This is a genomic window from Salinibacterium hongtaonis (assembly GCF_003065485.1).
Taxonomy (GTDB): Bacteria; Actinomycetota; Actinomycetes; order Actinomycetales; family Microbacteriaceae; genus Homoserinimonas; species Homoserinimonas hongtaonis.
In genome coordinates, this window is record NZ_CP026951.1 from 2,543,288 (window position 1) to 2,568,849 (window position 25,562).

Below are 25,562 nucleotides of genomic sequence, written 5' to 3' on the forward strand. Positions count from 1 at the left end.
CACCGCCGCCCCCGGCTAGACTTGACGGGCGCGGTTCGACCCCGCCGCGACATCCGCTTGCCAAGGGAGCACCCGCCTCGTGACCGACGTTTCTTCCCCCGCCCGCGCGCACGTCGCCGACACCGTTGAGAACGCAATCGCGACTCCCGACAAAGAGCAGCCGTATGAGGCGCTCGGGCTCAAGGCCGATGAGTACGCGAAGATTCGCGAGATTCTGGGGCGCCGCCCCACGTCGGGCGAGCTTGCCATGTATTCGGTTATGTGGAGCGAGCACTGCTCCTACAAGTCATCCAAGAAGTACCTGCGCCAGTTCGGCCAGAAGGTCTCAGAAGAGATGACCAAAAACCTCATGGTCGGCATGGGCGAAAACGCCGGGGTTGTGGATGTCGGCGAGGGCTGGGCCGTCACCTTCAAGATCGAATCGCACAACCACCCCAGCTACATCGAGCCGTTCCAGGGCGCCGCGACCGGCGTCGGCGGAATCGTGCGCGACATCATTTCGATGGGCGCTCGCCCCGTCGCCATCATGGACGCCCTCCGTTTCGGCAAGATCGACGACCCCGACACGGCCCGCGTCGTTCACGGCGTCGTCAGCGGCATCAGCTTCTACGGCAACTGCCTCGGCCTGCCCAACATCGGCGGAGAGACGTGGTTTGACTCCGTCTACCAGGCCAACCCGCTCGTCAACGCTCTCGCGGTCGGCGTGCTTCGTCACGAAGACCTGCACCTGGCCAACGCCCGCGGCGCTGGCAACAAGGTCGTACTCTTCGGTGCCCGCACGGGCGGCGACGGCATCGGCGGCGCCAGCATCCTCGCCTCCGACTCCTTCAGCGAAGGCGGCCCCACCAAGCGCCCCGCCGTTCAGGTCGGCGACCCCTTCGCCGAGAAGGTGCTCATCGAGTGCTGCCTCGAACTGTTCCAGAAGGAGCTCGTCGAGGGCATCCAGGATCTCGGCGCTGCCGGCATCTCATGCGCAACGTCTGAGCTTGCCTCCAACGGCGACGGCGGCATGATCATCCAGCTCGAGAACGTGCTGCTGCGCGACCCCACGCTCACGGCCGAGGAGATCCTGATGTCCGAGAGCCAGGAGCGCATGATGGCCGTCGTGCACCCCGACAAGCTCGAGGCGTTTCTCGAGGTCGTCGGCAAGTGGGATGTCGAGACCTCGGTTCTCGGAGAGGTGACCGACAGCGGCCGCCTCATCATCACGCACTTCGGCGAAGAAATCGTCAACGTCGACCCGCTCACGGTGGCCGTCGACGGCCCCGTTTATGACCGCCCGGTCGCCTATCCCACGTGGATCGATGCGCTCCAGGCCGACACCACCGCCCGCCTGCCCCGCGCAACCAGCGCCGCGCAACTGCGCGACCAGGCGCTCACGCTGCTCGGCAGCCCGAACCTCTCCTCCAAGGAGTGGATCACCAATCAGTACGACCGTTATGTCGGCGGCAACACGGCCCTGTCGTTCCCCGATGACGGTGGAATGGTGCGCATCGACGAGGAGAGCGGGCTCGGATTCGCCGTCGCGACCGACGCTAACGGCCGCTACTGCCAGCTCGACCCGTCGCAGGGCGCCAAGCTCGCCCTCGCCGAGGCGTACCGCAACGTGGCCGCCACGGGCGCCAAGCCCGTCGCCGTCAGCGACTGCCTCAACTTTGGTTCGCCCGAGAACCCCGAGGTCATGTGGCAGTTCGCGCAGACGGTGGAGGGGCTTTCGGATGCCTGCCTCGAGCTGGGCATTCCGGTCACCGGCGGCAACGTGTCGTTCTACAACCAGACCGGCGACGTGCCGATCCACCCGACCCCCGTCGTCGCCGTGCTCGGCGTGATCGACGACGTCGCCCGCCGCATCCCCTCCGGCTGGCAGGACGAGGGAAACAACATCTACCTGCTCGGCACAACTCGCGATGAGCTTGATGGCTCGGCGTGGGCTGGAGTCATCCACGACCACCTTGGCGGCGTGCCGCCCCAGGTCGACCTCGACGTCGAGAAGCAGCTGGCGTGGCTGCTTCACGCTGGCGGCCAGGGCAGCCTGCTGTCCTCCGCCCACGACCTCTCCGACGGCGGCCTCTTTCAGGCCCTCGCCGAATCGGTCATGCGCTTCGGCGTCGGCGCCCGCGTGTGGACCACCGGCATCGAGCAGCGTGACGGAGTCGACACGACATCCGCCCTCTTCTCTGAGTCAACCGGACGCGTCATCGTGAGCGTGCCGCGCGAAGACGATGTTCGCTTCGTGGGCCTGTGCGAGGGTCGCGGCTACCCCGTCCTGCGCATCGGCGTCACCGACAACAGCGGCGAGCTGGAGATTCAGGATCAGTTCACGGTGACGATCGATGAGCTTCGCGGCGTGCACACCGCCACAATGCAGCAGCACTTCGGCCCCGTGGTCGGAGCCTAGGCAACACGCGCACGCCTCATCACGGCCCCTCGGCCCGCTGCCCTTCGGCGGCGGTTTCGAGGGGCTTTGTGCGAGCGCGACGCACCCGCAGTTGCCCCTGTGTGACCAGAATGCCGGCGAGCACGATCACAGCGCCGAGGGGTTCGTGCCACGAGAGGCGTTCGTGCAGCACGATCACGCCGAGCAGCACGCCGACGACAGGGATCAGATAGGTGACGGTCGATGACATCGTCGGCCCCCAGGCCCTGATGATGCCGATGTTCCAGATGTAGGCGAGACCCGTGCCGAGGCCGCCCAGCAGCAACAGGCTGCTCACGACCCAGAAGTCGAGTTGCACCTCGCCGACCGCGAGCAGGGGGGTGAGCACCAGCATGATGGCCGCCGCCATTCCGATGTTCATGAACGCCACCGTGATGCCCGAAATCTCACGATGGCTGATGAACCGCCGGATGTATCCGATCGCCACCCCATAGGAGATTGCGGCAAGGAGGCAGGCGAGTTGCCCCTGGACATCGCCCGTGAGCGCGCCGATGTTCCACGGGGCGATGATCACGATCACTCCCACGATGCCGAGCAGCACCCCCACGATGCGTCGCCCCGTGAGTTTCTCGACCTTGTAGACGAGGGCCGCCAGTACCGCGGTGGCGATCGGGGTGAACGAGTTGTAGATCGAGGCAATGCTCGACGAAACGTGCTGCTCCGCCCAGGCGAACGCCAGGTGCGGGATGACGCAGTTGGTCACGGCAATCACCACAAAGTGAGCCCACACCACAGGCTCACGGGGCAAGCGCTGCCGCGCAACGATCATGACGATGCCGAGCACGAGCGCCCCGAGGATGGCGCGAGACCACGCGATCTGCCCAAAGCTCACGCCCGTGAGGGCGACCTTCATAAAGAGAAAGCTCGAACCCCAGATCAGGGCGAGCAGCACGAACTGAACCGCGGTCGCGGACATCCGCGTACTCTGTTGCATCACCAGCCGACTCTAGGCCCGACCGGCGACATCACCAGGGCATTTCGAGCTATGCGTCCTCTGCGTCGTCGGACGGGTCGGCAACAATTTCGTCGTCGCCATTGCGGATGCGCTCGTGGTGGTGAATGACCTCGGCGACGATAAAGTTCAAGAATTTTTCGGCGAACTCCGGGTCGAGGTTCGACTCAACAGCGAGCTCACGCAGGCGCTCGATCTGCACCTGTTCGCGGGCGGGATCCGACGAGGGCAATCCGTTGGCTGCCTTGAGGCGACCAACATGCTGCGTGAACTTGAACCGCTCCGCAAGCATGTGGATGATCGCAGCATCGACGTTGTCGATGCTCTGCCGCAGCGAGAGGAGTTCCGGGTTCACATCGTTCACGAGACAACTCTATTCGTTGACGACGGCGAGACATTCCAGTCTTCGAGTAGCGCAGTGTGTCGATCCAGCGACACCAAGCGCACGTGAAGTTCGGTCTGGCGCAGTGCTCCCAATAGGTATTGCCGGCGTCCGGGTGACTAGCGGCACTTCAGCGCATTGGCGAGACTCTGCGAAGCTTTGGCCGCGGCATCCGTGAGGGCGTCGATCCAGGCCGTGAGCTGGTCGGGCGTGGCTTGGCGGGGCAGCTGTCGGAGTCGAAGCACGAACTGGATATCCCTATCGTGCATGACGGGAGCGACAATCGATGTGATGTCATAGCGCTCCCCATCGACAAGGTCGCGGTGCTCGTAGTAGCGGTTCGCCGATCGGATGACCTCACGGATCTCGGCCAGACGCACGGGGGTCAGATCCCCTCCCGAATAGTCACGAAGAGCATCGACCAGGGCCACATCAGGGTATTCCCCCGCGAACGACATGGACCAACCGCGCTCGCGCGCGAGGGCCAGCCGTCGGCGGTAGCGCTCCATCACACCCTCGTCCTCGAGTGCAGGCGCTCGACCGAGCCAACGCTCGGCCGCCTCCGGAGTGTCGAGAGCGGCATACATCTCCCCCAGGGGAGGTATGTAGGGGATTCGACTGCCGAGGTTTCCCTGCGCGGTCACGCCGTCTGCGAGGGCAGTCGACACTACCGTGAGATCGGAACCCACCAGGGTGAGGGCACTGCACTCCGCTCCGACCGCATCCGCGACGTCCTGCATGTCGGCCCGGAAAGATTCGGCGAGGTGCACGCTTTCGATCATCTCACCCGGCGAGTGGTCATCGACGGAGGCGATCGAGAACTTGCCGTAGCCCCCCTGAAAGAAGAGCAGCGGCGAAACCGGCCTGTGCACGTCGAGCGACTGAACGGCCCCCAACACGACGTAGTGATCGCCGGCCTCCAGCACGGAATCGAAGGTGCAGTGAATGGATGCCACGGTGCCCTCGAGCACGGGGGCACCAGTATCGGCGAGCGACCAAGCCACCCCATCGAAGGATGCGCCCGAACGCGCAAACCTGCGGGCCAGGATCTCCTGGTCGGCGGCAAGCACGTTGACGCAGAAGGAGGTCGCAGTGCGCAGCGCCGCAAAACTCCTGGATGCAGCGGTCGGCATGAAGCTCACCAGCATAGGGTCGAGTGACACCGAGCTGAAGGAACCCACGGTCATGCCCATCGCCGTGCCGTCCGACGTCATCGCCGTGATCACGACCACACCGGTCGGGTAGTGGCCCAGCACCTGGCGGAACCGTGCAGGGTCGATCACGTGGTCATCTCGGTCCATGGACTCATCCAATCGCTCTCGGGGGGAGTTGCTCAGCCTGCGACGATGTCGGCAAGCTGCGGTCGGCGGGTCGACACCCCGGCCTCGTGTGCCGTCGCCCCGCGAACCTGGCCCGTCGAGAAGAACTCGGCCAGCACCTGCCCGAAGAGCTCCGGACGGTCGGTCTGGCCCTGGTGACCACAGTCCTCCGGGTAGAAGAACTGCACGTTGGGCATGGCGTCCTCCTGGAGGTAGGCGTTCTCGACCGGGCCGAGCACGTCATCCATGCCGTAGAGGTAGATGGCGGGGATACTGAGCGCCTCGATCCTGCCCTTCAGCATCAGCTGCTCACGAACCTCGGGGATGCCAAATGCCTGGCGGTTGAACTTCGAGGCAGCCGCGTAGCTCTCAGCCTGCTTCTCCGCCGCCGCCGCACGCATGCGCACCACACCGTCGGTGACACCCTCGGGTCTGTGCGCGATGGTTCGCAGCATGTCGCGCATGCCGTCGACCGTGCCATCCCACCGAGGGAACGGCACGCCCTCCGTGATGAGGGAACGATCGATGCCGAGTGCGAGGTTGAGACCAGAGGACGCGATGAGTGCCAGACGGATGATCCGCTCCGGCAGCTCCACCGCGAGGTAGGCGGCGAGTTGCGCCCCCTGCGAATTGCCCCCGATCGCGAAGCGGTCAAGCCCGATCGCATCGACGAAGTCGCGCGTGAACTCAATCCAGCTCAGGTGACCGCGCACGGGGTGGTGCTCCTCCCGCGTGTCGGCCCGCCCGAAGCCAGGTCGGTCGGGCGCCACCACGTAGAGCCCCTCCTCGACAAGCCGCGGCATGATCTTCCACCAGCCAGCGAGCCCCGAGGCGCCGTGGAGTCCACCGTGCAGGAGCACCACCGCGGGGTTGACGGGGTCACCCGCCTCGTAGAAGTGGGCGACCGCACCGCTCGGGAGTGTCACCTCCCGAGCGCGGATGCCGTCCGCCTGCATGGCCGCGCCAGCAGCATTCGTCTCGCCGGTCATAGTCAGGCCCGCGCTCCCGGGGGAAGCTCGTGCCCGAAGAGCGTCATGGCCGCATGCTGGTACACGGGCTCCGCCACGTTGGACGCGTGGTTCATGGCCGCGTGCAGGTCGCGCCACCGCTGCTGCAGCGGCTGATCGAGGTGCAGGGCGGCACCGCCACCGTGCATGAACAGACGGTCCGCAGCATCCACAGCCCTGCGAGAAGCACGCACCTGGTTGCGTCGCACCTCGAAACGCATCTCGAGGGAGACCAGCTTGCCCGCGCTCGTGATGTCGTAGAGACGGTCGATATCGGCGAGCACGTGCGTGACGCTTGCCTCGATATCCGCGATCGACTCACCGAGGGTCGCGAGCTTGAACGGGTCGAGCGAGGCCTTGCCGCTGCGGTTCTCACGGTTGCGGGTCCACGCGATGTACTCGGCTACGAGGCTCTGAGCAATTCCGAGGGTGCCCGCCGTGATCGCACCGGAGAAGACGCTCGCGCGCGGCAGAGCGTAAAGCGGGTTGTCGAGGCCGCGGAGCTTGCCCGCCGTGCCCGCCAGGATGTCGTCCTGAGCGATGACCCGGTAGTCAGGCACAAACACGTCACGCACCACGAGGTCCTTACTGCCGGTGCCACGCAGCCCCATGACCTGCCACGAGTCCTGAAGGATTTCGTAGTCCTTGCGGGGCAGCACAAAGTGACGCACATCGCTGCGGATCGGGCTGCCGTCGGGGTTGCCAACGAAACCGCCGATCATGACCCACTGGCAGTGGTCTGTGCCCGACGAGAACCTCCAGTGACCAGTGAACCGGAATCCGCCCTCGACAGGGATGCCGACACCCATCGGCGCGTAGGGCGAGGCGACCCAAACGTCGGGGTCCTCTCCCCACAGTTCCTCCTGCACCCGCGGGTCGGCGAGGGCCAGCTCGTGCGGGTGTACCCCCACGACGCCCGCGACCCAGCCGACCGACGGAGCCTGCGCGCCGATCGACATGACAGCCTTCATGAAGTCGTTCAGGTGCGCCTCATAGCCGCCGTATTTGGCGGGCTGAAGCATGCGTGCGAGCCCAGATTCCTTGATGGCGTCTGCCGCGGGCTGCGTAACACGGCCGAGTTCGTTGGATTCCGGCTCCTGCGATGCCCAGAACTCGGCGAGCGACTCGATGCGTTCGCGGACCTTCAGGCCCGCGAGTGGGTCACCGTGGAGCGACTGCGCGAACGACGGCGTGGTGGTAGTTGCACTGGTCATTTGCTGTTCCTAGCCGTGGTCTGCCGCGTCGGCAGGGTTGACGGGCGTGATGCGGTGGTGACCCCAGTAGTGGGCATCCGGGTAACGCGTGGACACCCAGTCATCGGTGATCTCGATGCCGCCGGTGCCGTATTCGATGCCGAAGCCAGATGGGCTGCGCACGTAGAAGGACACCATTTTGTCGTTCGTGTGCTTGCCCAGGGTCGACAGGATGGGGGCCGCCTTGTGCTCGTCGACCTGGTCCCAGGCGAGACCCACCGCGTCCATGCTGTCAACCTCGAACATGAGGTGACCGATTTTGAGTTCCGAGGTCGGGATGTGCGCGAAAGCCATGGAGTGGTGCCGGCGGTTGCAATGGAAGAAGTTGAGATCGACCGAGAGGTCAGGTCCCCCTTCGATGTGGTCACTGAGCGTGAAGCCGAGGATGTCGACGTAGAGGCGCCAGTACTTCTCGACGTCGCTGACCGCCTGAAAGGCGTGCCCAAAGCCCAGGCCACTCGTGACAAACTTTGCGCCAGTTGGCGACACGAAGGGGGCGAGGCTCTCGCGGAGACCGTAGTAAAGCTCGATCCGAACGGTGCTGTCGGGGTCATCGAAGCTGACGAACTGCGACACGCGGCGCTCGCGGGCCTCCTCCCGGGTATGGCGCGTCACGACGTAGCCCTCGGCCTCGACCTTCGCGGTGAGTTCCTCTAGCTCTACCGGGCCGGAGGTCTCCCATCCAAGAATCGAAACGCCTTCGCGCTCCGTGTTGCGCCGAACGGCGAGCCGGTATTCCTTCTCATCGGAGCGGAACTCGATGAGGTCGTCTGTTCTTCGGGCGATCTGAAGGCCGAGGAGGTCGGATGCGAACTTCGCCCAACCGTCGAGGTCGGCCGAGTCCACAATCGCGTAGCCCAGCGCCCTTACCTGTGGCTTTGTCATTACATTCCTTTCGTTTTTTCGAATCTCTCGGTGACGAGTCGCCCTGAGACACAGCCACCGCGGGAGGCTCAGCTTTCTGAGCGCATCCACACCGAACGGAGGTCGGGGTCAGGCGCTCCGGGGACAAGCGCGACTATGCGCTAAACCGAGTCGAGATTCGGGGCTCCCGGAGGGGTCACTGTGGTCGCAATCATGGGGGTGGGCAACCGGACCAGACAAACGGACCGTTTCACTTTGCGGAACGTCTCTTATGGCCCTCGGGCCCGCTGTTCGCTTCTCTTGCGCTCCAACATGGTAACCACTACAGTTTCCAGAGCGCGCACTACAGGTCCCCAGCGCATGGCAGCGTCGCCTAGGAGGCAAGAGCAGATGACCGACACAATCTCCCCGGCCCGGATGCAGGTCAGGCAGGACGAGCTCACCAGCATCGGAATCGACTCGGTCCACAATCCCGGCACGTCCGTGCGCAAGGCCCTCCAGCTACTCGAAGCCTTCAGCGGCGTCAAGCGTCCAATCGGCGTCAGCGAACTCGCACGACGTGCTGGCCTCCCGAAGTCCACGGCTCACCGCCTTCTCAGCGCCCTCGAGAGCGGATCCTTCGTAGAGCGGATCGGGTGCAACTACCAGCTGAGCCTGCGCGCATTCGAGCTCGGTGCGGGCGTGCGCGAGGTTCGCAACCGCGGCGTTGTGGGCGCTGCCTTCCCGTACCTCTGTGAACTCTTCGCGCAGACCCGACAGGTGGTGCAATTGGGGATGCTTGATGGCAACGAGGTCGTGCTCCTTGAACAGCTACACCCCGTGAGCGGGGTCCGCACGCTCGACTCTGTGGGGGATCGCCTGCCCGCGAACTGCACCGCGCTCGGCAAGGCCATTCTCGCCTTCAGCGCACGTTCCGCGATCGACGCTTACCTGAAGGACGCGCTCACCGCTCGCACGCAACGCTCGGTTACCGACCCAAGAGTATTCGTCGAGCACCTGGCCGTCTCCCGCCAGTTGGGAGTCGCCGTGGAGATCTCCGAGTGTCACTCCGGGCTCTCCTCCATCGCCGCGCCGGTGCTCGTCAGGGGCCGGGCCATCGGCGCCGTCTCCATCACGACCGCCTCAACCGCCTTCAACGAGCGCGCCCTCGCCTCCACTCTGCGCACGGTATCGACACAGATCACCGCTGCGCTCGCCGCCGCGTAGGCGCCAGCATTCACGCCCCTTCAGCACATTCGAAAGGTATCGACAACATGGCAACGACTCTTCCCGCCGGGGTAGCGGCGCACGACATCGACACACCCAGTGGCAAGATCCACTACATCGAAGCAGGGGAGGGGCACCCCGTGCTCCTGCTGCATGGCTCAGGTCCCGGGGCCACCGGGTGGAGCAACTTCGCCCCCAACATCGAATACCTCGCCAAAAGTTTCCGCGTCATTGCCCCCGACATGCCCGGTTGGGGAGACTCCGACACGGCCATCGCTGGCACGCGCAATCACGTGCAGACCGCCCTCGAAATCCTCGATGGCCTCGGCATCGACAGGGCCGCTTTCGTGGGTAACTCGATGGGCGGGATGACCTCTACGCGCTTCGCGACGACACACCCCGCCCGCATCTCCCACCTCGTCACGATGGGACCGAGCAGCGGAAGCCCCGGGATGTTCGGTCCCGCCGGCCTCACGGAGGGTCTCCGAATCCTGCAGGCGGCCTACCGCGACCCCTCTATCGAGAGCATGCGCAAGCTGGTAGGCATCATGACATTCGACCCCGCCTTCGCGACTGAGGAGCTCATTGAACAGCGCTCGCACATCGCAAGTTCGCGACCGGACCACCTCCAGAACTTCATCGACGGCCTGGGCGGCGACCGTAGCCGTCTCCAGCTTGAACCCAGCAAGATTGCGGGCATTAAAGCTCCGGCGCTCCTCATTCATGGGCGCGACGACCGCGTGGTGCACTTCGAGCACTCGCTGCGCCTTCACAGCCTGATTTCGAACTCTCGCCTGCTTCTCATCAACCGCTGTGGCCACTGGGCCCAGCTGGAACACGCTGGAGAGTTCAACCGGATGGTCACGGACTTCATCGCGCACAACTGACTGTCCTCAACGAAAAAGAGGCCGGCGCCCGTGGGCACCGGCCTCTTTTTTGTCCACATTTGAGAATGTGTGATCCCTCAGTGGAACCCAGCTACGGGGCCTCTTGCGAGCCGTCGTGCGGGTCGTCCAGTCGGCCAACAGCCGCCCCGGGACGCACGAACAATAGCGCGCCAAGCACGAGGAGGGCTCCTCCGGCGAGCATCAGTGACTGGCGAACGCCGAGCCAGTCGGCGATCGCCCCCATCACGAGGGCACCGGCCGCCATTGACGAGGTGTAGAGCATGATGCGCACCGCAATGACGCTGCCTCTCATGCGGTCGGAAACGATCAGCTGGATGGCGGTGTTCACTCCCGCGCTCACGGCAAGGAAGCCAGCCCCGGCCGCGAACAGCGCCACCACCGCAGCGGTGTAATCCTGCACGGCGCCCAGCGCCAGCACGGCAAGGCCGACGGCGAGCATCCCCACGAGAACGACGCGAGAGAGCGGCTGCCGCGACGCCGCCACGAGTGGGCCAGCAAGGAGCGCACCGACCCCCGCCGCCGCGGTCATGATGCCGAGCTTCATCCCGCCCGTCTCATAGACGGTTGTCGCGAGGATGATCGTGAGGTTGAACACAGGATTGAAGAAGGCACCGATCGCGAGGGAGACCATGATCGCCACCGAAATCCCTCGCTGGTGACGGATGTAGGTCAGTGCGGTGCCGAAGCTGCGGAGCGCGCTGATTCGCGGGCGGGCCAGCGCGCGTCGGGCGCCTCCCCCGATCACGATGAGGGCGAATAGCACGCAGAAGAACGAAACACTGTTGAGCAGGAAGGCCGGGCCCGTCCCGAGAGTGCCGATGAGCACTCCGGCGATCGCAGGGCCAAGGGCCCGACCCACATTGAACTGCATGGTGTTGAGCGTCACCGCCGATTGGATGTCCTCTCGCGGCACAAGGTCGTGCACAAGCGCCTGCCAGCTGGGCATGTTCAGACCCGTGAAGAGACCCTGCAACGCAACCGGGAGAATTACTAGCCACGCGTTCTGGGTGCCCGACGAGACCACAACGTAGAGCAGAAGGGCGGCAATACTGCCACCCATCTGGGTCGCCAGCAGCACCTTCCGTCGGTCGAAACGATCGGCCCACGCGCCGCCAAGGGGACCCATGAGCACATTGGGGATGAATTGGGCCGCCGCGGCAATTCCTACCCAGGTGGCACTGTGGGTCATCTCGAAGATGACGAAGGGCACTGCCAGGTTACTTAGCCAGGTACCGGTCGTCGACAGGGCCGCCGCGACCCAAAAGATCGCGAAGCGACGGTGGCGCAGCGCCCGGAACGGGCCATTGCGTTTGCCCCGAGCGCCTCCGGTGCCTCCGTTCAACTCGCGGTGCGCAGCGGCTGAATCTCCACCGAGATGGGGTGATGGCAAGCCACCTGGTGATCGGCCGAGATCTCCGCCAGAGGGGGCATCACGGTGCGACAGATCTCCGTCGCGGCGGGGCAGCGCGATGCGAAGGGGCATCCCGTGCTCACGGGCGGACTGGTCGCCACCTCGCCCTCATTCGCGACCCCCTTCAGCATCTCCGGACGATTGGGCTGCGGAATCGAGCTGAGAAGCAGTGCTGTGTAGTGGTGACGCGGCTTCTGGTAGATGTCCTCTGAGCCAGCGAGTTCGACAATCCTGCCCAGGTACATGACGGCCACCCGATCACTGATGTTCTTGACCACCGCGAGATCATGGGAGATGAATACGAGTGAAAGATCGTGCTCGTCCTTCATCTGTTCGAGCAGGTTCAGCACCTGCGCCTGCACCGACACGTCGAGTGCCGAAACGGGTTCGTCACAGATGATGACGGAGGGTTCCTGTGCGACTCCGCGCGCAATCGACACGCGTTGACACTGCCCACCCGAGAGTTGGTGAGGCTTGCGCCGCGCCATCGCGGCGTCGACCCCCACCTGCTGTAACAACTCGAGTGCGCGCTCCTTGGGCGAGGGATGCCGCAAGAACGTGAGCGGCTCCATGACGATTTCGAGGGCCGTTCGCCGGGGATTGAGCGACGAGATTGGGTCCTGGAAGATCATCTGCAACTCACGACGGTGCTTGCGCAGCTGTCGCTGGCTCATCCCGTCCAGGCGCATCGACCCCAGCGTGACCTCGCCCTCGGTGGGCGGGGGCAACATGATAAGCGCCTTGCCTGTGGATGACTTGCCGCATCCGGATTCGCCGACCAGACCGAGGGTCTCGCCGCGGCGCAGTTCGATGTCGATGCCGTGCACCGCGCGCACCGCTTTCCTGCCGGGAACGCCGTATTCCACAACGATGCCCTTCGCCGACAGCACGATGTCGTCGCTCGGCGTTGCGGCGATGGGGGAGGCGACCGTGTCGGTCATCGTGGGATCCTCTCTGTGGTGACCGCCGCGCCAGCCCCGTCGAGGGACTCGTTGGGGCCCGCGACCGGGTGGTGGCACGCGACTGGTCGACCGGCGGGGCCCGGCTCGAGAGGCGGATCGACGTCGAGGCAGAGCTCGGTCATGCGGGGGCAGCGGTTGGCGTAGGAACAGCCATGCGGTAGGTCTGTAAGTTGCGGCGGCCGGCCGGGGATGGTGCGGAGCAGGGTGTGTGGCGGGTTGTCGAGGCTCGGCCGCGCCTCCTCGAGGGCCTTGGTATACGGATGCTGGGGTGCTTCGAACGTGCTGATCGCCGAGCCGGTCTCCACCACCCGTCCCGCGTACATGACCGAGACAGCGTCGCAGCGTTCGGCGATGAGACTCAGATCGTGCGACACGAGCAGCACCGCCAGGTTGCGTTCGCGACGGAGCTTGTCGAAGAGATCGAGAATCTGCGCCTGGACAGTGACGTCGAGGGCTGTGGTCGGCTCATCGGCGATGAGCAATTCCGGGTCACACGAGAGAGCGAGCGCGATCATGATGCGCTGCCGTTGGCCGCCCGAGAGCTGGTGCGGGTAGGCCTTGAACTTCTCAATCGGGTCGGGGATGCCCACCTGCCCGAGCAGGTCGATCGCGCGCTCCTTGGCCGCCTTCGCCGAGAGTCCGAGATGGCGCCGAATCGGCAGAACGAGCTGCTTACCCACTCGCATGACCGGGTTCAGAGCCGTCATGGGGTCCTGGAACACCATGGCAATGCGTCGGCCACGAATGCGCTCTCGCATCTGGTCTTCGCCAAGGCCGAGGATCTCCTCGCCTGCGAAACGCACGCTGCCCTCCCGCAGGTGGAGCGCCTTCCGGGGAAGGATACCCAGCACCGCCCTGGCGGTGACCGACTTTCCGGAGCCGCTCTCGCCCACCAGCCCGTGGACTTGCCCCGGCGCGATGGAGAGGTTGACGCCGTTGACAACCTCGGCGATTCCTTGTGGCGTCGTGAACTGGATGCGCAGGTCGGTGACCTCGAGGATGGGTTTGGCCGTCACAGCGCTGACTCCTTGATGTCGAATCGCTTCGCGAAGTGCTCGGAGAGGAAGTTGATGGCGAGGATGGAGATCGCCATCGTGAGGGCTGGCATTAGCACGATGTGCGGGGCCTGTGTGAGTTTCGCGCGGCCAGTGCCCATCATTGAGCCCCAGCTGGCGTTGGGGGGCTGGATGCCGAGGCCGAGGAAGCTGAGGCTGGATTCAGCCACGATCGCAACCGCGATCACGACCATCGCGTAGGCGAGCACCGGCACGACCACGTTGGGCAGGATCTCGCGAGTGAGTATGCGCACGTGCCCGAAGCCCATGCCGCGAGCAGCCGTCACAAAGTCGCGGTTGACGAAGGTGAGGGTGGCGGATCGGGCGACGCGGGCGACCGGCGCGGAGGCGATTAGGCCGATGCCGACAACGATGGTCCAGAGCCCCGGGCCAAGGAACAGGCTGAGGGCGATGAGCGCTACCAGACTTGGAAAGGACAGCACAATGTCGAGGCCGGCGACGATCACTCGGTTAGTCCATCCGCCGAAGTACCCGGCAATGATGCCCATCGGCGCGCCAAGCACCACCGCGAGTGCGATTGACGCGATGCCGACGAAGAGGCTTACCTGAGCACCCGAAAGCAGGCGGGCGAGGATGTCCCGCCCCACCTCGTCGGTGCCGAGGAGGTGCCCTGGGCTGAACATGGGGGCCATGATGGCGGCATAGTCTGAGCGGCCAGGATCAGGCAGCGGCAGCACGGGCAGCAGCACGGCGCCGGCCATCAGCGCCACCAGCCAAGCGATCGACACCATGACCGCCCATGGCGGCATGCCCCTCCGTGACTGGCGGAGCGGGCTGCGATCGCCGAGGGGTGGGCTCCCCGGCACAACTGTGCGCTGCGACTTGGTTTTAGTTGTGAAGCTCATACACGCACCCTTGGGTCAAGTAGCGGGTAGATCATGTCGACGATGAAATTGGTAAGCACATAAGCGCACGCGATGAACAGGATGAGTCCTTGCACTAGTACGTAGTCGCGGTTGTTTATGCCGCTGTAAATGAGTGTGCCGATGCCGGGCAGTCCCGAGATGAGCTCAATGAGGAGCGTGCCACCGATGAGCGTGCCGATATTAATGCCGACAACCGTGACGAGAGTTGGCAGTGACGGTTTGAGCGCGTAGCGGAAGAGTACGGTGCGCTGCGGCAGTCCCACCGCTCGAGCCACGAGGATGTAGTCCTCCTGGAGGGTTCGGATCATCTCGTTCCTCAGTACCCGCATGTAAAGGGGTACCAGACCAGAGGCGAGCGCGATCGACGGAATCAACAGCGACCTGATGTTGCCGAGCGGGTCTTCGCCAAAGGGTGTGAACCCAATAGCGGGCAGCCAGTTGAGGGTCACCGCGAAGATCACGATCAAGACGAGCGACACGACAAAGTTGGGGATGGACTGGAGCGTGAAAGTGAAGACTGCGACAACCTTGTCGAACGCCTGATCCCGACGCTTGGCCGCGGCAACAGCGAGCGGTACAGCCACGGCGAGTGAGATGACCTCGGCCATGATCAGGAGCTGGATTGTGACAGGAAGTCGCTCAGCGATCGCATCTGTCACGGCCTGGCCGGTGCGGAACGAGACGCCCAGGTCGCCGGTGATCGCGTTGCCGAGCCACTGCACATAGCGGAGCATGAATGGTTGATCGAGCCCGAGCTGCTTGCGGATTTCCTCCACCGCACCCGGAGACGGGTTGGCGCTCGAAGCCACGAGCACTTCGGCTGTGTCGCCCGGCAGCAGGTCGAGCAGCAGGTAGACGAGGAAGCTCACCCCCAGTAACACCACCGCAAGATGCACTGAACGCATGGCGATGACCTTGACGTATGTCACACGGCCTCCTATTCAAGCTACATTGCCCGGCGCAGCACCACCGACGGGGCTGGGCTCGACTGCCATCAAACAGTCTCGACCGCGCTCATCCCACCTCGCCGTGCCGTGGTTTGGAACGCCCTTTCCCCCGCGCTCGGCCCCGTGTTAGTCTCGCGCAGACCGGCCGGTCGCCCCACCGCTCCGAGATGGCACGCAGCATCAGAAGAACGGCCGAGAACCTCGCGGCGTCGTCGCAGGACTCTGGGTACCATTCGAACAAGCCCCCGAATTCGAATCACTTATCGAGGACTTCTTCGCGACGACCCGACCCGACGATGAGCGAGCAGGAAAATGACCAACCCGAGCGATCATAGTGACACCGAGAAGCAGCGGAATCGCGCCCTAGAGGCCACACTCGCACTCGTGACTCGCTCCGGCTATCGGGCGACCACGCTTGCTGGCGTCGCTCGCGAGTCGGCAGTCTCTGAGAGTTTTATCCTGTGGCACTTCCGCAACAAGGACCGTTTATTCGCGGAGGCACTCGACCACAGCTACCGCGAGCGACGCCTTGATTTCCCATCGTGGAGCGAGGTGATTGCGCCGGGCCACAGGTCTCGCGCCTTGCGCGACAACCTTGACGGTCTCAGTTCGCCCACGACAAAGGGCACGGAATACCGCACATTTGGGCTCATGCTCGGCTTGGTGGATCATCCCATCGAGCCGACAGCGCGACAGCGATTCATTGAGTACCGCGGCCTCACCCTCGCCGCCATCACCGGCTGGTGGAACCGAGCCCTGCGAATTGAGGACGGGGAGGATCGCGACACGGTCGCCCGTTTGCTCGCTGAGATCACCCTCGCCGCGGTCGACGGTCGATTTGTCAACGCCGTTGAGACAGAATTCGACCCGGTGACCACGAGCGATATCATCGCCGATGGACTCGAGGCACTCGCTACGCTTCTCGAGGAAGACCCAGCTGTCGCATCCACGATGCCGCTAAGTGCAAGACAGTCGGTAGAGACGCTGCCCGCCCCTTTACCGTCGAGCGCCGACCCGGACTCGACTCGGGTGCAGATACTTCGCGCCGCCGAAAGAGTTGCTGCCGGTGTCGGCATCGATGCAACGAGTATCGCCAGGATTTGCAAAGAATCTGGCAGCTCGCCGACCTCCATTTATTGGTTCTTCCGCGACAGGAACGCCATCTTTGAGTCGCTGATCGGATTCCTTCACGATGACTGGAACGCAACTCATCGCCCGCACCCCTCTCATGTCGATGCCCGCTGGGTTAACGACCCCCTGATCGCCGGCATGGCGCACATGCTATGGCGACACGAGGGCGCGACGAACCTCATCCGCATCTCGATGTTGCTATTGCTCTACGGCGGCGACGCCCATATTGCAGCACGAGACGAGTGTTTGCGGGTGCGCGCACTGATGCGAGAGGAGTGGGCGTCTACCTACTCGCGCGCAGTACCGGACCTCGCTCTTGCCGCCAATGAACGATTGCTGAATTGCGTCGCCCTGGTACATGCCTCTATCAGTGATGGACTACTGATAGCCCAGCAGCTCAATGACCACTCCGATTCGATGACCTCGTATACGTCGGCCATAGGTGAGTTCATGCGCGCCGCAATACGGAAGCAACTCATACGGGACTCTTCTAAGCCGTGACCTAGCTGAGCCGGTCAGGGCGGGCATCTCAGCCAGCCTGTGTTGAATCCACTGCGCCTCGCGCTGCTCGGACCAAGACCGCTTCGGCCCTCGCTAGCACCGGGGGATCGACCATGAGGCCGTCAACCCGGGCGACGGAGCCACCCTCGTAAGCTGCGATGACCGCCGTAGCCCACGTCAGTTCTGCCTGCGTCGGCTGCATGGCGGCATGGGTTGCTTTGACCTGGCTCGGGTGAATCACCAGCTTTCCCGTCATTCCCAGTGCATATGCGTAACGCACGTCCGCAGCGACCGCCTCGGACCGGTCGAGCTCCGTAGTGACTCCATCAATCGGTCCCGGGAGACCCCCAACTCGCGACGCCAGCACCAGGGTTGAGCGTGCGTGGAGCATCGCGTCGCGGTCCGGCGCCGCCCCAAGGTCGACGGCAAAGTCCAAGTGACCGAAAGCAAGCCGGACAGTGGCTCGCTCCCGCGCCATCGCCTCGGAACGAACAAGTCCCGCCGCGGACTCGACCAGGGGAATGACAGGGACCCCGGTGCGTTCCGCCACCTCAGCGACCGCCTCCGGGCTCTCGGCCTTTGCCAGCAAGATGCCCGCGAGTCCCTGCAGCCCTGCCACAGTGCTCACATCATCACCGTGGCCGGACTCGCCAGCCGCGGTGATCCGCACAACGGCGCGGCCGCCTGCGGTCAGCCACTCGGCAACGTGGTTTCGAGCCCTCTCCTTGCGGTCGGCGGCAACCGCGTCCTCAAGGTCGAGCACAATCAGATCCGCGCCTGCCCCGGCCGCCTTGTCAAAGCGGTCAGGGCGGTCGCCCGGGACAAACAAGAGCGTCCGCGCGCGAACGAGTTCTGCCACGCCGGGTTTGTTCATTTCGCTGATGCCTGTTCTCGGACCACTCCGAACTCGGCCAGCACCGATTCAGTGTGCTGACCGACTTCGGGAACCGCTCCCATGACGGGTTGAGCCCCCCTGAACGTAGCCGGCGGGATAAGTGCGCGAAGAGTCCCGGCTGGCGAATCATAGTCCCGCCAACGTCCGCGTGCTTCGAGCTGAGGATGCTCGGCAAGCTCGTGCAGGCTACGCAGCAGCGCATTTGCGATGCCGACGGATTCGAGCTTGTCTGCCACCTCTTCAACGGTACTTGCGGCGAACCCGCGCTCGATCTCGTCGCGCAGCGCGTCCGCGTGCTCGACACGGAGCGAGTTCCGAGAAAAGCGCTCATCGGTTGCAAGCGAGGGTTCCCCTAGGATTTCGCTGCAAAATGTCGCCCACTCCCTCTCGTTCTGGAGACCAAGGAAGACCTGCCTTCCATCACCGCACTGGAATGGACCGTAGGGTGCAATCGCGGCGTGCCGAGCCCCCGTCCTCGGCGGCTGGACTCCGCCGTAGTACGTGTAGTTGTACGGGAATCCCATCCATTCCGCGAGCGCCTCGAGCATCGAGACCTCAATGACCTCCCCCACGCCCGTGCGGTGCCGTTGGAGCAGGGCGGAGAGGATGCCGCTGTAGGCGTACATCCCCGAGGCAATGTCCGCTATCGAAATCCCCACCTTCGACGGCTCTTCCGGGGTACCGGTAATGGATACCAGGCCCGCCTCACATTGGACGAGGAGGTCGTATGCCTTCTTGGATGAGTACGGGCCGCCTTCTCCGTAGCCCGAGATGGACACATGGATCAGCCCTGGATTGATTTCTTGCAGGGCTTCACGGCCAAACCCCAAGCGCTCTGCAGCACCGGGGGCGAGGTTCTGCACGAACACGTCGGCCTCACGCACCATGGCGAGAACTGCCTCGCGGCCATAATCGGACTTGAGGTCGAGGGCGACCGATTCCTTTGAGCGGTTCAGCCACACGAAGTGACTTGCCAGGCCGCGAACGGTTTCGTCGTAGCCGCGGGCGAAGTCTCCCACCTCCGGCCGCTCCACCTTGATCACTCTTGCACCCTGGTCCGCAAGTTGGCGGGTCGCGAATGGCGCGGCGACGGCTTGCTCCAGAGAGACGACCGTTACGCCCTCGAGTGGGAGTGACATTTAGGGTTCCTTCGTTTCGACGGGGTGTGCGGAAGATACGGGCCGGGGCTCAAGCATCGGCAAGGCTTGCGACGGCAGCAACAGTGCCGTCTGCTCCCCGTGCTTCCACACCGCCAGCGAGGCCTTCGCCACTCGGCACGATGACGCATCGCTGGGATTTGGTGAGAGGGGACACAAGGCGGTACGAGAACGTCTTGCCACTCAGGTCGACGCCCTCGCGACGATAGAGCTCACCGGCGAGCAGAGCGAGCAGCGGGCCGTGGATGACCAGCCCGTCGTAACCCTCCTGGGCGCACCAATCTCGGTCGTAGTGGATGCGATGCGCGTTATAAGTCAGAGCCGAGAACCGAAAGAGAAAGCGCTCATCAACGTCGAGCTGAAGCCTAGGACCGTCCGCCGCGGGCGCGGCGGACTTCGCGGGCGACAGCGCCTCCCCTCCCTCGGCACGGTATACGATGTCCTGCTCCTCACGGATGGCAAGTTCGCCGTCCTGGAAGATTTCGTGCAAGACGGTGGTGAGAGTCAGGGGCCCGCTCTTGCCGACCTTGTCAACGGAGCGGTGCAGAGAGATTACCTTCGTCGCGGGAATACCGACTCGAAGTGGCGCGAATGACGTCACGCGCCCGCCTCCGAACATGCGGCGTCGGCCCGGTCCGGGCGGCGCGGGGATGCCGACTACCGGGTGTCCGTCTTCCCCCAGAGCACTCTGCGGAGTCCGCTCCAGCAGGTACATCCAGTGCCAGAGCGGCGGGACGATGGCGCCTTCGCCACACGGCATGTCGAGCTCCAGCATCGCGGCAAGCGACTCGAGCGGTTCGGCTGCGATGACCTCTGTGCGGCGCACTGTCTCACGACTCATTGTTGTCATTCCATTTCCTTTCGCTTGGGGTGATGAGCGCATTCATCAGGTCGCTCAGGTCACCCGATTCGTCTAGAGCGTCCACTGCGGAGATGAGCGCCTCTGCGATATCTCCCCCCAAGGGGGCGAGGAGTCGCCGTGCCTTCGCGGCGACCTCGTGCTGGGACATGGGATTCGACGCGGAACCCTTAGCTTTCATCGGGCTTCCGGACGCAGCCGTGATGACCGTGCCGTCAACCAACTCGATTCGGAGCTGCGGGCCGTCTGCGAGCTGAATCTGCTCATCGCGATGCATGCTGATCCGATCGAATGTCGCTCGAATAGCTGGCTCGGCGATTCGAGGGGGGTCGAACTGGTCGAGTCCAACGCTGCGTTCGTGAAGCGCGATCGCGACGGCGTAGGGCAGGCTAAATTGCGCATCGAACACTGTCTCGATCGGGTCCACGGAGAGCATGTTTATCGCGGTGTCTCCAGCTGTGATCGCCACATGTGCCACGTTCTCCGGCGTGAGGTTCCGTTCCTCAATGAGCCGCAGAATCGTGTCAATCGTGGAATGCGATCCCCGACAGCACGCATGCGGCTTGATGTAGGCGGTCTCGACGTTGAAGTCGATACCCAGGCGGTCGAGCACCCGTTCGGGGTAACTGACCCCGCCGTTATAGGTGGCGTAAATTCCACCCCACTCCGCCTCGAACACGCGATGGGGTCCGGTGATGCCCGCCCTGGCGAGAAAGGCGGCGTCGACGCCTGCTTCTCCGGCCTTGCCTGGATGAATCCGCTTCGTCCACGCCCCATCATCGATGAAGGCCCAGATGCCGCCCGTAAACGATCCCGCGATGCCAAGCGCATCACTAAAACGAGATGGGTCCAGGCCCAACACCTTCGACGATGCTGCGGCCGCCGCGAAGCTGCCCATCGTGCCCGTCGAGTGCCAGCCACGGTCCGTTACAGCAGCGAAGCCGCCCAGCCCCTGCAGCAGTCGATAGCTGATGTCATATCCCGCGATCGTTGCGGCGATCAAGTCCCGGCCGCTCGCCCCGACGTGTTCCGCGACAGCAATCGCGGCGGGAAGCACCGTGGCCCCGGCATGCCCCGGACCTCCGCCGTCATCAAAGTCCCGGGCGTGCGCAGCCGTGCCGTTGGCGAAAGCGGCGTGAGCTGGCGTCAAACGACCCGACGTTCCCCAGACCCGGCTTCCAAAATCAACTTCCTGCATGCCGTGCAGGGCTCCCCGAACACGCTCGGACTCTTCGGTGGACACTCCCGCAAGAGCCACCGCAAGGGTGTCGAGGATGTTGGCCTTCACCCGTCGCACTTCGACGGGCGGAATGTCCTCGAAGCGAAGTGTCGCCCAATGCGTGGCGAGGGCCTCCGTGATCGAGGGTGTGTTGTCCTTCACAAGGGCGTTTCCTTCGCAGTTGGATAACGGATGTTGGCAGGACAGTCCACGACTGGACGGCTGGCGCAGGCAGCCTGTTTGGACACTGGTTTCTTCTCACGCTGAGTCCGCGGTGATCACTGCCTCATCCATGATGTGTGCCAATGCGTCAGCAGTCCAGTGACCGATTTTCCGCGACATTATGCGTTGAGCGCATAACCTCGCGTGTCGGGTTGAGTTGCCGACTGGTCGAGCGCTCAGGAACCGGGCGTGCCGCCCGCAGGGGTGACGGCATACATATCAGAGTTTGCGACATCCGCCCTGAGCGTGGCGAGAAAGCGGTGCGCCGCACTGCCGACTGGGCCAAACTGACGAGCGATCGCGCCATACTCGCGATGCGCTTCGGGAACCAGCATGGGGAGGCTGTGCGGCGTCGGTTGCAACTCAAGGGGAGGCTCCGGCACGATTGCAACACCCACTCCCGCGCCGACGAGAGCACTCAATGTTGACAGCTCGGTCGTCTCGATCGCGATCCGTTGAGTGATCGCGGCGTCGCGGAAGAGGCCATCGATGACGGTCCGAAGCCCGTAGCCCACCCGCAACGTCACCATCGGGTCATCCGCGAAATCTTCGAGCGCGACCGAATCGCGTCCATGAAATCGATGTCCTGGGGGCGCCGCCACGCGGAGCGACTGTCTGCCGATCGGCATCCACTGAAGGTCGTCGGCCGCTGGTCGCGGAGAGACCAGCCCGATATCGAATCTGCCCTTTCGAACTCCATCAACCACCGCGTCAGCTGCACCTCCGAAGAGTTCGAACGACGTGCCGGGCGCAACCTCGCGATATCTGTTGACCATGCGCGGAACGAGCCAGTTGCCGAAGGACTCAACGAAACCGAGGGTGATGACACCCCGGTCTGGATCCACCAGCGTCGTGATGCGATCCTCTGCCTGTGAGATTTCGCTCAGAGCGCGAATGGCGTGCGCGAGAAAGATCTCTCCGTACTTGTTCAACTGGAGTCGATTGCGACGCCGATCAAACAAACGCACGCCAAGCTGCTTCTCGAGACGCGTCAAAGCTCTCGACAGGGTGGGCTGACTGATGTGTAGCTGCGCTGCCGCACTAGTGACATGCTCGGTTTCCGCGAGCGTAATGAACCATCGCAGCTCGCGGAGTTCCATGTTCGCGATGATACCTCGTGCGAATCGTCGGACCCCGCTCCGGTTGCCGCCATGCAGCCTGCGACGTCAGTCCGCGCGGGTGAGCCGACGCCCGATGATCTCTTTCATGATTTCGGTCGTGCCGCCGAAAATCGTGTTCACGCGCGAATCCATATAGTCGTGCGCCACCGGGTACTCCTTCATGAAGCCATAGCCGCCGTGAAGCTGAAGGGCTCGTTGAATGACCCGCTGATGCAATTCGGTGGTCCACCACTTAGCCATCGCGGCGGTGACCTCGTCGAGCTTGTGCGAGGAGGCGTCCTGGATGCAGCGATCGACAAAGACCTGGGTGATCTCAATCTCGGTTGCGAGCTCGGCGAGATAAAAGCGATTCGCCTGAAAGTCGGCGATCCGCTGGCCGAACGCGCGGCGATCCGAGGCGTATGCGAGAGCCTGTTCGAAAGTCGCTCGCATCCGAGCCATCGACGTGACCGCGATATGGAGGCGCTCTGCGGAGAGGTTCTTACGCATCTGCACCCACCCCTCGCCCTCCGAGCCGAGAACATTTTCACGGGGCACGCGCACGTCGTCGAAAAACAGCTCAGCGGTGTCTTGGGCACCCAGGCCAATCTTCTTCAGAGGACCGTTGCGGGAAAAGCCGGGTGAGTCCGTCTCGACACACAACAGACTGATTCCCGCACGCCCGGCCTCCGGGTCCGTCCGGGCGGCGACGACGACGACGTCGGCGAGCATGCCGTTGGAGATGAACGTCTTGGCTCCGTTAAGAACGAAATGGTCACCGTCGGGGCGCGCGGTAGTGGTGATCGCGGCCAGGTCAGAACCCGTGCCGGGCTCGGTAAGTGCAATTGCGCCCACCTTCTCGCCAGCGATCATGGGAGCCAGCAGGCGGTCGTTCTGCTCGTCGCTTCCGAAGGCGATGAAATACGGTGCAACGAGGTCGTTGAAGCCGCACAACGCCATCACCACTGCAGATGCACCGACACAGGCCAGCTCTTCGATGAAGATCGCATTGAAGCGGAAGTCATCCACTCCGCCGCCCCCGAAGCGTTCGGGCGCGGACATCCCCAACATTCCTGTTGCGCCGGCCTTGCGAAAGAGGTCACGATCCACTTGACCCAAGCCTTCCCACTCCTCCAAGTGGGGCACAACTTCCTGGTCCACGAAACGACGCACCATATGACGGAAGTCATCGTGGTCGGCATCGAAAATCGTGCGCGGTAGGGATACAGATGCCATGGGTTCTCCACACTGTGATTTGGTTCTTAGACGGACCTTGTTCGAAAATGTTGCCGCCTGGGCAAGCAGGGCGACGCGGAAGCGTCAGCCGTTGGATCCGGCGAACCGCGTGCGGAGGTCCGCCTTGCGGATCTTTCCACTCGCTGTGCGCGGCAGTTCTTCAACAACGACGACGTTGGCAGGAAGCTTGTAGCGGGCCAGCCTGCCATCGAGATGGGATCGCACCGACTCCCGGTCGAGGGTCGTGTCATCCCGAACCGTCACCACGGCCCAGGGAACCTCGCCCCACCGCTCGTGCGGCACCCCGATGACGGCGGCGCCGGTTACCCCGTCGATGTCATTGATGAGGTTTTCGATCTCAGCCGGGTAGATGTTCTCGCCACCCGAGATGATCATGTCCTTCAGTCGATCGGAGATATGAAGGAACCCGTCATCGTCGAAGCGGCCGAGGTCCCCGGACCGGAACCAATCCCCCTCGGCAAATGCGGCCGCAGTCTCGGCGGGCAGACCGTGGTATCCGGCGAAGACATTGGGCCCGCGAATCTCGATCTCGCCCACAGTGCCCGGCGGCACCTGATGGCCATCCTCGTCAACTATGCGCACATCGGTGAAGAAGTGCGGCACCCCGACGCTGCCCTGTTTATCCCGGGTACGCTCCGCCGCCAACGATGACACCCCGGGCGATGTCTCAGTCATTCCATAGCCCTGCGAGAACGACAGGCCTCGCTCCTCGTAGGCGTTAAGTATTCGCGCCGGAACCGCCGAGCCTCCGCACGTCAGCTTTCGCATTGTAGAGACATCTGTCGTCGCCCAATCGGGGTGATCGCAGAGCATCTGGTAGGTGGTGGGGACGCCAGCAAGCATCGAGACGCCATACCGCTGGATGAGGGCAAGGGCATGCCCCGGTTCGAACCGCTTCTCGAGAATCAGTGTCCCCCCCTTCATGATTATCGGCAGTGCCCCCATTCCCAGAGAAGCAACGTGGAACAGAGGCGAGATCATCAGGGCCACGTCCGTGGAGACGATGTCGTAGTCCACGATGGCGTTCAGCGAAGCCCACGTGAGATTGCCGTGCGTGAGAATTGCACCCTTCGGCTTGCCCGTCGTCCCGGAGGTGTAAAGGATTACGGCAGGGTCATCAAGAGTGACGGACGTGTCGGGCCGTCCAGCACCGCGGGCAGAGACGGGGACGTCCAGGCCCTCAGGATTCGTCGTGATCACATGCGGGACCGCATCGATGACGCCAGACAGTCTTTCGGTGAACTCGGCGTCGTGGATGAGAACTCGGGCACCGGAGTTGGTCAGAATGTACTCAATCTCTGGAGCGGCGAGACGCGTATTGACGGGCACGAACACCCCGCCCAGCTGCACCGCGCCCAGGAGCGTGGCCATAAATGCCGGAGAATTTTCGCCCAGATACGCAACCCTGGCACCCTTGCCGATACCGCAGCTGGCGAGCGTTGAGGCCACATCGTCGACCAGGTCTGCTAGCTGGGCATACGTGATCGTCTTGCCCTCGTCCCACACGAGTGCAGTCTTGTGTGGCGACTTCAACCGTCGCTTGCCCATCCAGGACCCGAGCCCGTGGTTATGCATGATGAACCTTTCGGAATTGCAAAGCGACCATCCGCGCTTTCACGGCGATCCCGACG

General features: G+C 63.9%; 22 protein-coding genes. 4 read left to right on the top strand and 18 right to left on the bottom strand.

Annotation, left to right across the window (positions count from 1 at the left end):
* Positions 1-79 precede the first annotated feature (79 nt).
* Entirely contained in the window at positions 80-2,398 is a 2,319-nt protein-coding gene (purL, locus tag C2138_RS12210; RefSeq protein ID WP_108518204.1) for a phosphoribosylformylglycinamidine synthase subunit PurL, read from the top strand.
* A gap of 19 nt (positions 2,399-2,417) precedes the next feature.
* Here the strand turns inward: purL and C2138_RS12215 are convergent, their stop codons facing one another.
* The 6 genes from C2138_RS12215 to C2138_RS12240 all read right to left on the bottom strand — a co-directional run bounded on the left by C2138_RS12215 (position 2,418) and on the right by C2138_RS12240 (position 8,235).
* Entirely contained in the window at positions 2,418-3,353 is a 936-nt protein-coding gene (locus C2138_RS12215; protein ID WP_108518206.1) for a DMT family transporter, read from the bottom strand.
* A gap of 67 nt (positions 3,354-3,420) precedes the next feature.
* Complete coding sequence (locus tag C2138_RS12220) at positions 3,421-3,753, bottom strand: chorismate mutase (RefSeq protein WP_108518208.1); 333 nt, start codon at positions 3,751-3,753, stop codon at positions 3,421-3,423.
* Positions 3,754-3,890: 137 nt separating this feature from the next.
* Positions 3,891-5,072 carry a flavin reductase family protein gene (locus C2138_RS12225; protein ID WP_108518210.1) on the bottom strand — a complete coding sequence of 394 codons (1,182 nt, stop codon included), beginning with the start codon at positions 5,070-5,072 and terminating at the stop codon, positions 3,891-3,893.
* Between the two features lie 32 nt (positions 5,073-5,104).
* Complete coding sequence (locus C2138_RS12230) at positions 5,105-6,079, bottom strand: alpha/beta fold hydrolase (protein WP_108518212.1); 975 nt, start codon at positions 6,077-6,079, stop codon at positions 5,105-5,107.
* A 2-nt stretch (positions 6,080-6,081) separates the two neighbouring features.
* The gene (locus tag C2138_RS12235) at positions 6,082-7,311 is read right to left on the bottom strand and encodes an acyl-CoA dehydrogenase family protein (RefSeq protein WP_108518214.1); all 1,230 of its coding nucleotides are present in this window, start codon (positions 7,309-7,311) and stop codon (positions 6,082-6,084) included.
* A 9-nt stretch (positions 7,312-7,320) separates the two neighbouring features.
* Complete coding sequence (locus C2138_RS12240; RefSeq protein WP_108518216.1) at positions 7,321-8,235, bottom strand: VOC family protein; 915 nt, start codon at positions 8,233-8,235, stop codon at positions 7,321-7,323.
* Positions 8,236-8,604: 369 nt separating this feature from the next.
* Between C2138_RS12240 and C2138_RS12245 the strand changes: the two genes are divergently transcribed.
* Both C2138_RS12245 and C2138_RS12250 read left to right on the top strand, forming a co-directional pair.
* Positions 8,605-9,420 carry an IclR family transcriptional regulator gene (locus tag C2138_RS12245; RefSeq protein ID WP_159078229.1) on the top strand — a complete coding sequence of 272 codons (816 nt, stop codon included), beginning with the start codon at positions 8,605-8,607 and terminating at the stop codon, positions 9,418-9,420.
* A gap of 47 nt (positions 9,421-9,467) precedes the next feature.
* Positions 9,468-10,307, top strand: coding sequence for an alpha/beta fold hydrolase (locus C2138_RS12250; RefSeq protein WP_108518220.1), 840 nt, complete (start codon positions 9,468-9,470; stop codon positions 10,305-10,307).
* A 91-nt stretch (positions 10,308-10,398) separates the two neighbouring features.
* On the opposite strand, the gene C2138_RS12255 is transcribed toward C2138_RS12250, so the two are convergent.
* Genes C2138_RS12255 through C2138_RS12275 form a run of 5 tightly spaced genes read right to left on the bottom strand, consistent with a single transcriptional unit; the run spans position 10,399 to position 15,572 of the window.
* Positions 10,399-11,718, bottom strand: a complete 1,320-nt coding sequence (locus C2138_RS12255) for an MFS transporter (protein WP_159078230.1) — start codon at positions 11,716-11,718, stop codon at positions 10,399-10,401.
* On the bottom strand, positions 11,667-12,680 hold the full coding sequence (locus C2138_RS12260) for an ABC transporter ATP-binding protein (protein ID WP_108518224.1): 1,014 nt from the start codon (positions 12,678-12,680) through the stop codon (positions 11,667-11,669). Before C2138_RS12260 ends, C2138_RS12255 begins: the two co-directional genes overlap by 52 nt.
* Positions 12,677-13,717 (bottom strand): ABC transporter ATP-binding protein, encoded by a 1,041-nt coding sequence (locus C2138_RS12265; protein ID WP_108518226.1) that lies wholly within the window; start codon positions 13,715-13,717, stop codon positions 12,677-12,679. Before C2138_RS12265 ends, C2138_RS12260 begins: the two co-directional genes overlap by 4 nt.
* Positions 13,714-14,622, bottom strand: coding sequence for an ABC transporter permease (locus C2138_RS12270; RefSeq protein WP_108518228.1), 909 nt, complete (start codon positions 14,620-14,622; stop codon positions 13,714-13,716). Before C2138_RS12270 ends, C2138_RS12265 begins: the two co-directional genes overlap by 4 nt.
* Positions 14,619-15,572, bottom strand: a complete 954-nt coding sequence (locus C2138_RS12275) for an ABC transporter permease (protein ID WP_199286542.1) — start codon at positions 15,570-15,572, stop codon at positions 14,619-14,621. The genes C2138_RS12270 and C2138_RS12275 overlap by 4 nt, the downstream gene beginning before the upstream one ends.
* Positions 15,573-15,902: 330 nt before the next feature.
* Here C2138_RS12275 and C2138_RS12280 point away from each other — a divergent pair, with 330 nt between their 5' ends.
* Complete coding sequence (locus C2138_RS12280) at positions 15,903-17,222, top strand: TetR/AcrR family transcriptional regulator (protein WP_108518230.1); 1,320 nt, start codon at positions 15,903-15,905, stop codon at positions 17,220-17,222.
* A 28-nt stretch (positions 17,223-17,250) separates the two neighbouring features.
* Here C2138_RS12280 and C2138_RS12285 read toward each other — a convergent pair whose 3' ends face one another.
* From C2138_RS12285 to C2138_RS12315, 7 genes are all read right to left on the bottom strand, one after another.
* Entirely contained in the window at positions 17,251-18,081 is an 831-nt protein-coding gene (locus C2138_RS12285; RefSeq protein WP_241961120.1) for an HpcH/HpaI aldolase/citrate lyase family protein, read from the bottom strand.
* Positions 18,082-18,092: 11 nt separating this feature from the next.
* Positions 18,093-19,256, bottom strand: coding sequence for a CaiB/BaiF CoA transferase family protein (locus C2138_RS12290; protein WP_108518234.1), 1,164 nt, complete (start codon positions 19,254-19,256; stop codon positions 18,093-18,095).
* Positions 19,257-19,305: 49 nt separating this feature from the next.
* Positions 19,306-20,124: an HTD2 family dehydratase gene (locus C2138_RS12295; protein ID WP_108518236.1), complete on the bottom strand. Its 819-nt coding sequence runs from the start codon at positions 20,122-20,124 to the stop codon at positions 19,306-19,308.
* Positions 20,105-21,514, bottom strand: a complete 1,410-nt coding sequence (locus tag C2138_RS12300; RefSeq protein WP_108518238.1) for an MmgE/PrpD family protein — start codon at positions 21,512-21,514, stop codon at positions 20,105-20,107. The genes C2138_RS12295 and C2138_RS12300 overlap by 20 nt, the downstream gene beginning before the upstream one ends.
* Before the next feature lie 236 nt (positions 21,515-21,750).
* Positions 21,751-22,674 carry a LysR family transcriptional regulator gene (locus tag C2138_RS12305; RefSeq protein WP_108518239.1) on the bottom strand — a complete coding sequence of 308 codons (924 nt, stop codon included), beginning with the start codon at positions 22,672-22,674 and terminating at the stop codon, positions 21,751-21,753.
* A 66-nt stretch (positions 22,675-22,740) separates the two neighbouring features.
* Complete coding sequence (locus tag C2138_RS12310) at positions 22,741-23,910, bottom strand: acyl-CoA dehydrogenase family protein (RefSeq protein WP_108518241.1); 1,170 nt, start codon at positions 23,908-23,910, stop codon at positions 22,741-22,743.
* Between the two features lie 84 nt (positions 23,911-23,994).
* Positions 23,995-25,506 carry an acyl-CoA synthetase gene (locus C2138_RS12315; protein WP_108518243.1) on the bottom strand — a complete coding sequence of 504 codons (1,512 nt, stop codon included), beginning with the start codon at positions 25,504-25,506 and terminating at the stop codon, positions 23,995-23,997.
* Between the last annotated feature and the right edge of the window lie 56 nt (positions 25,507-25,562).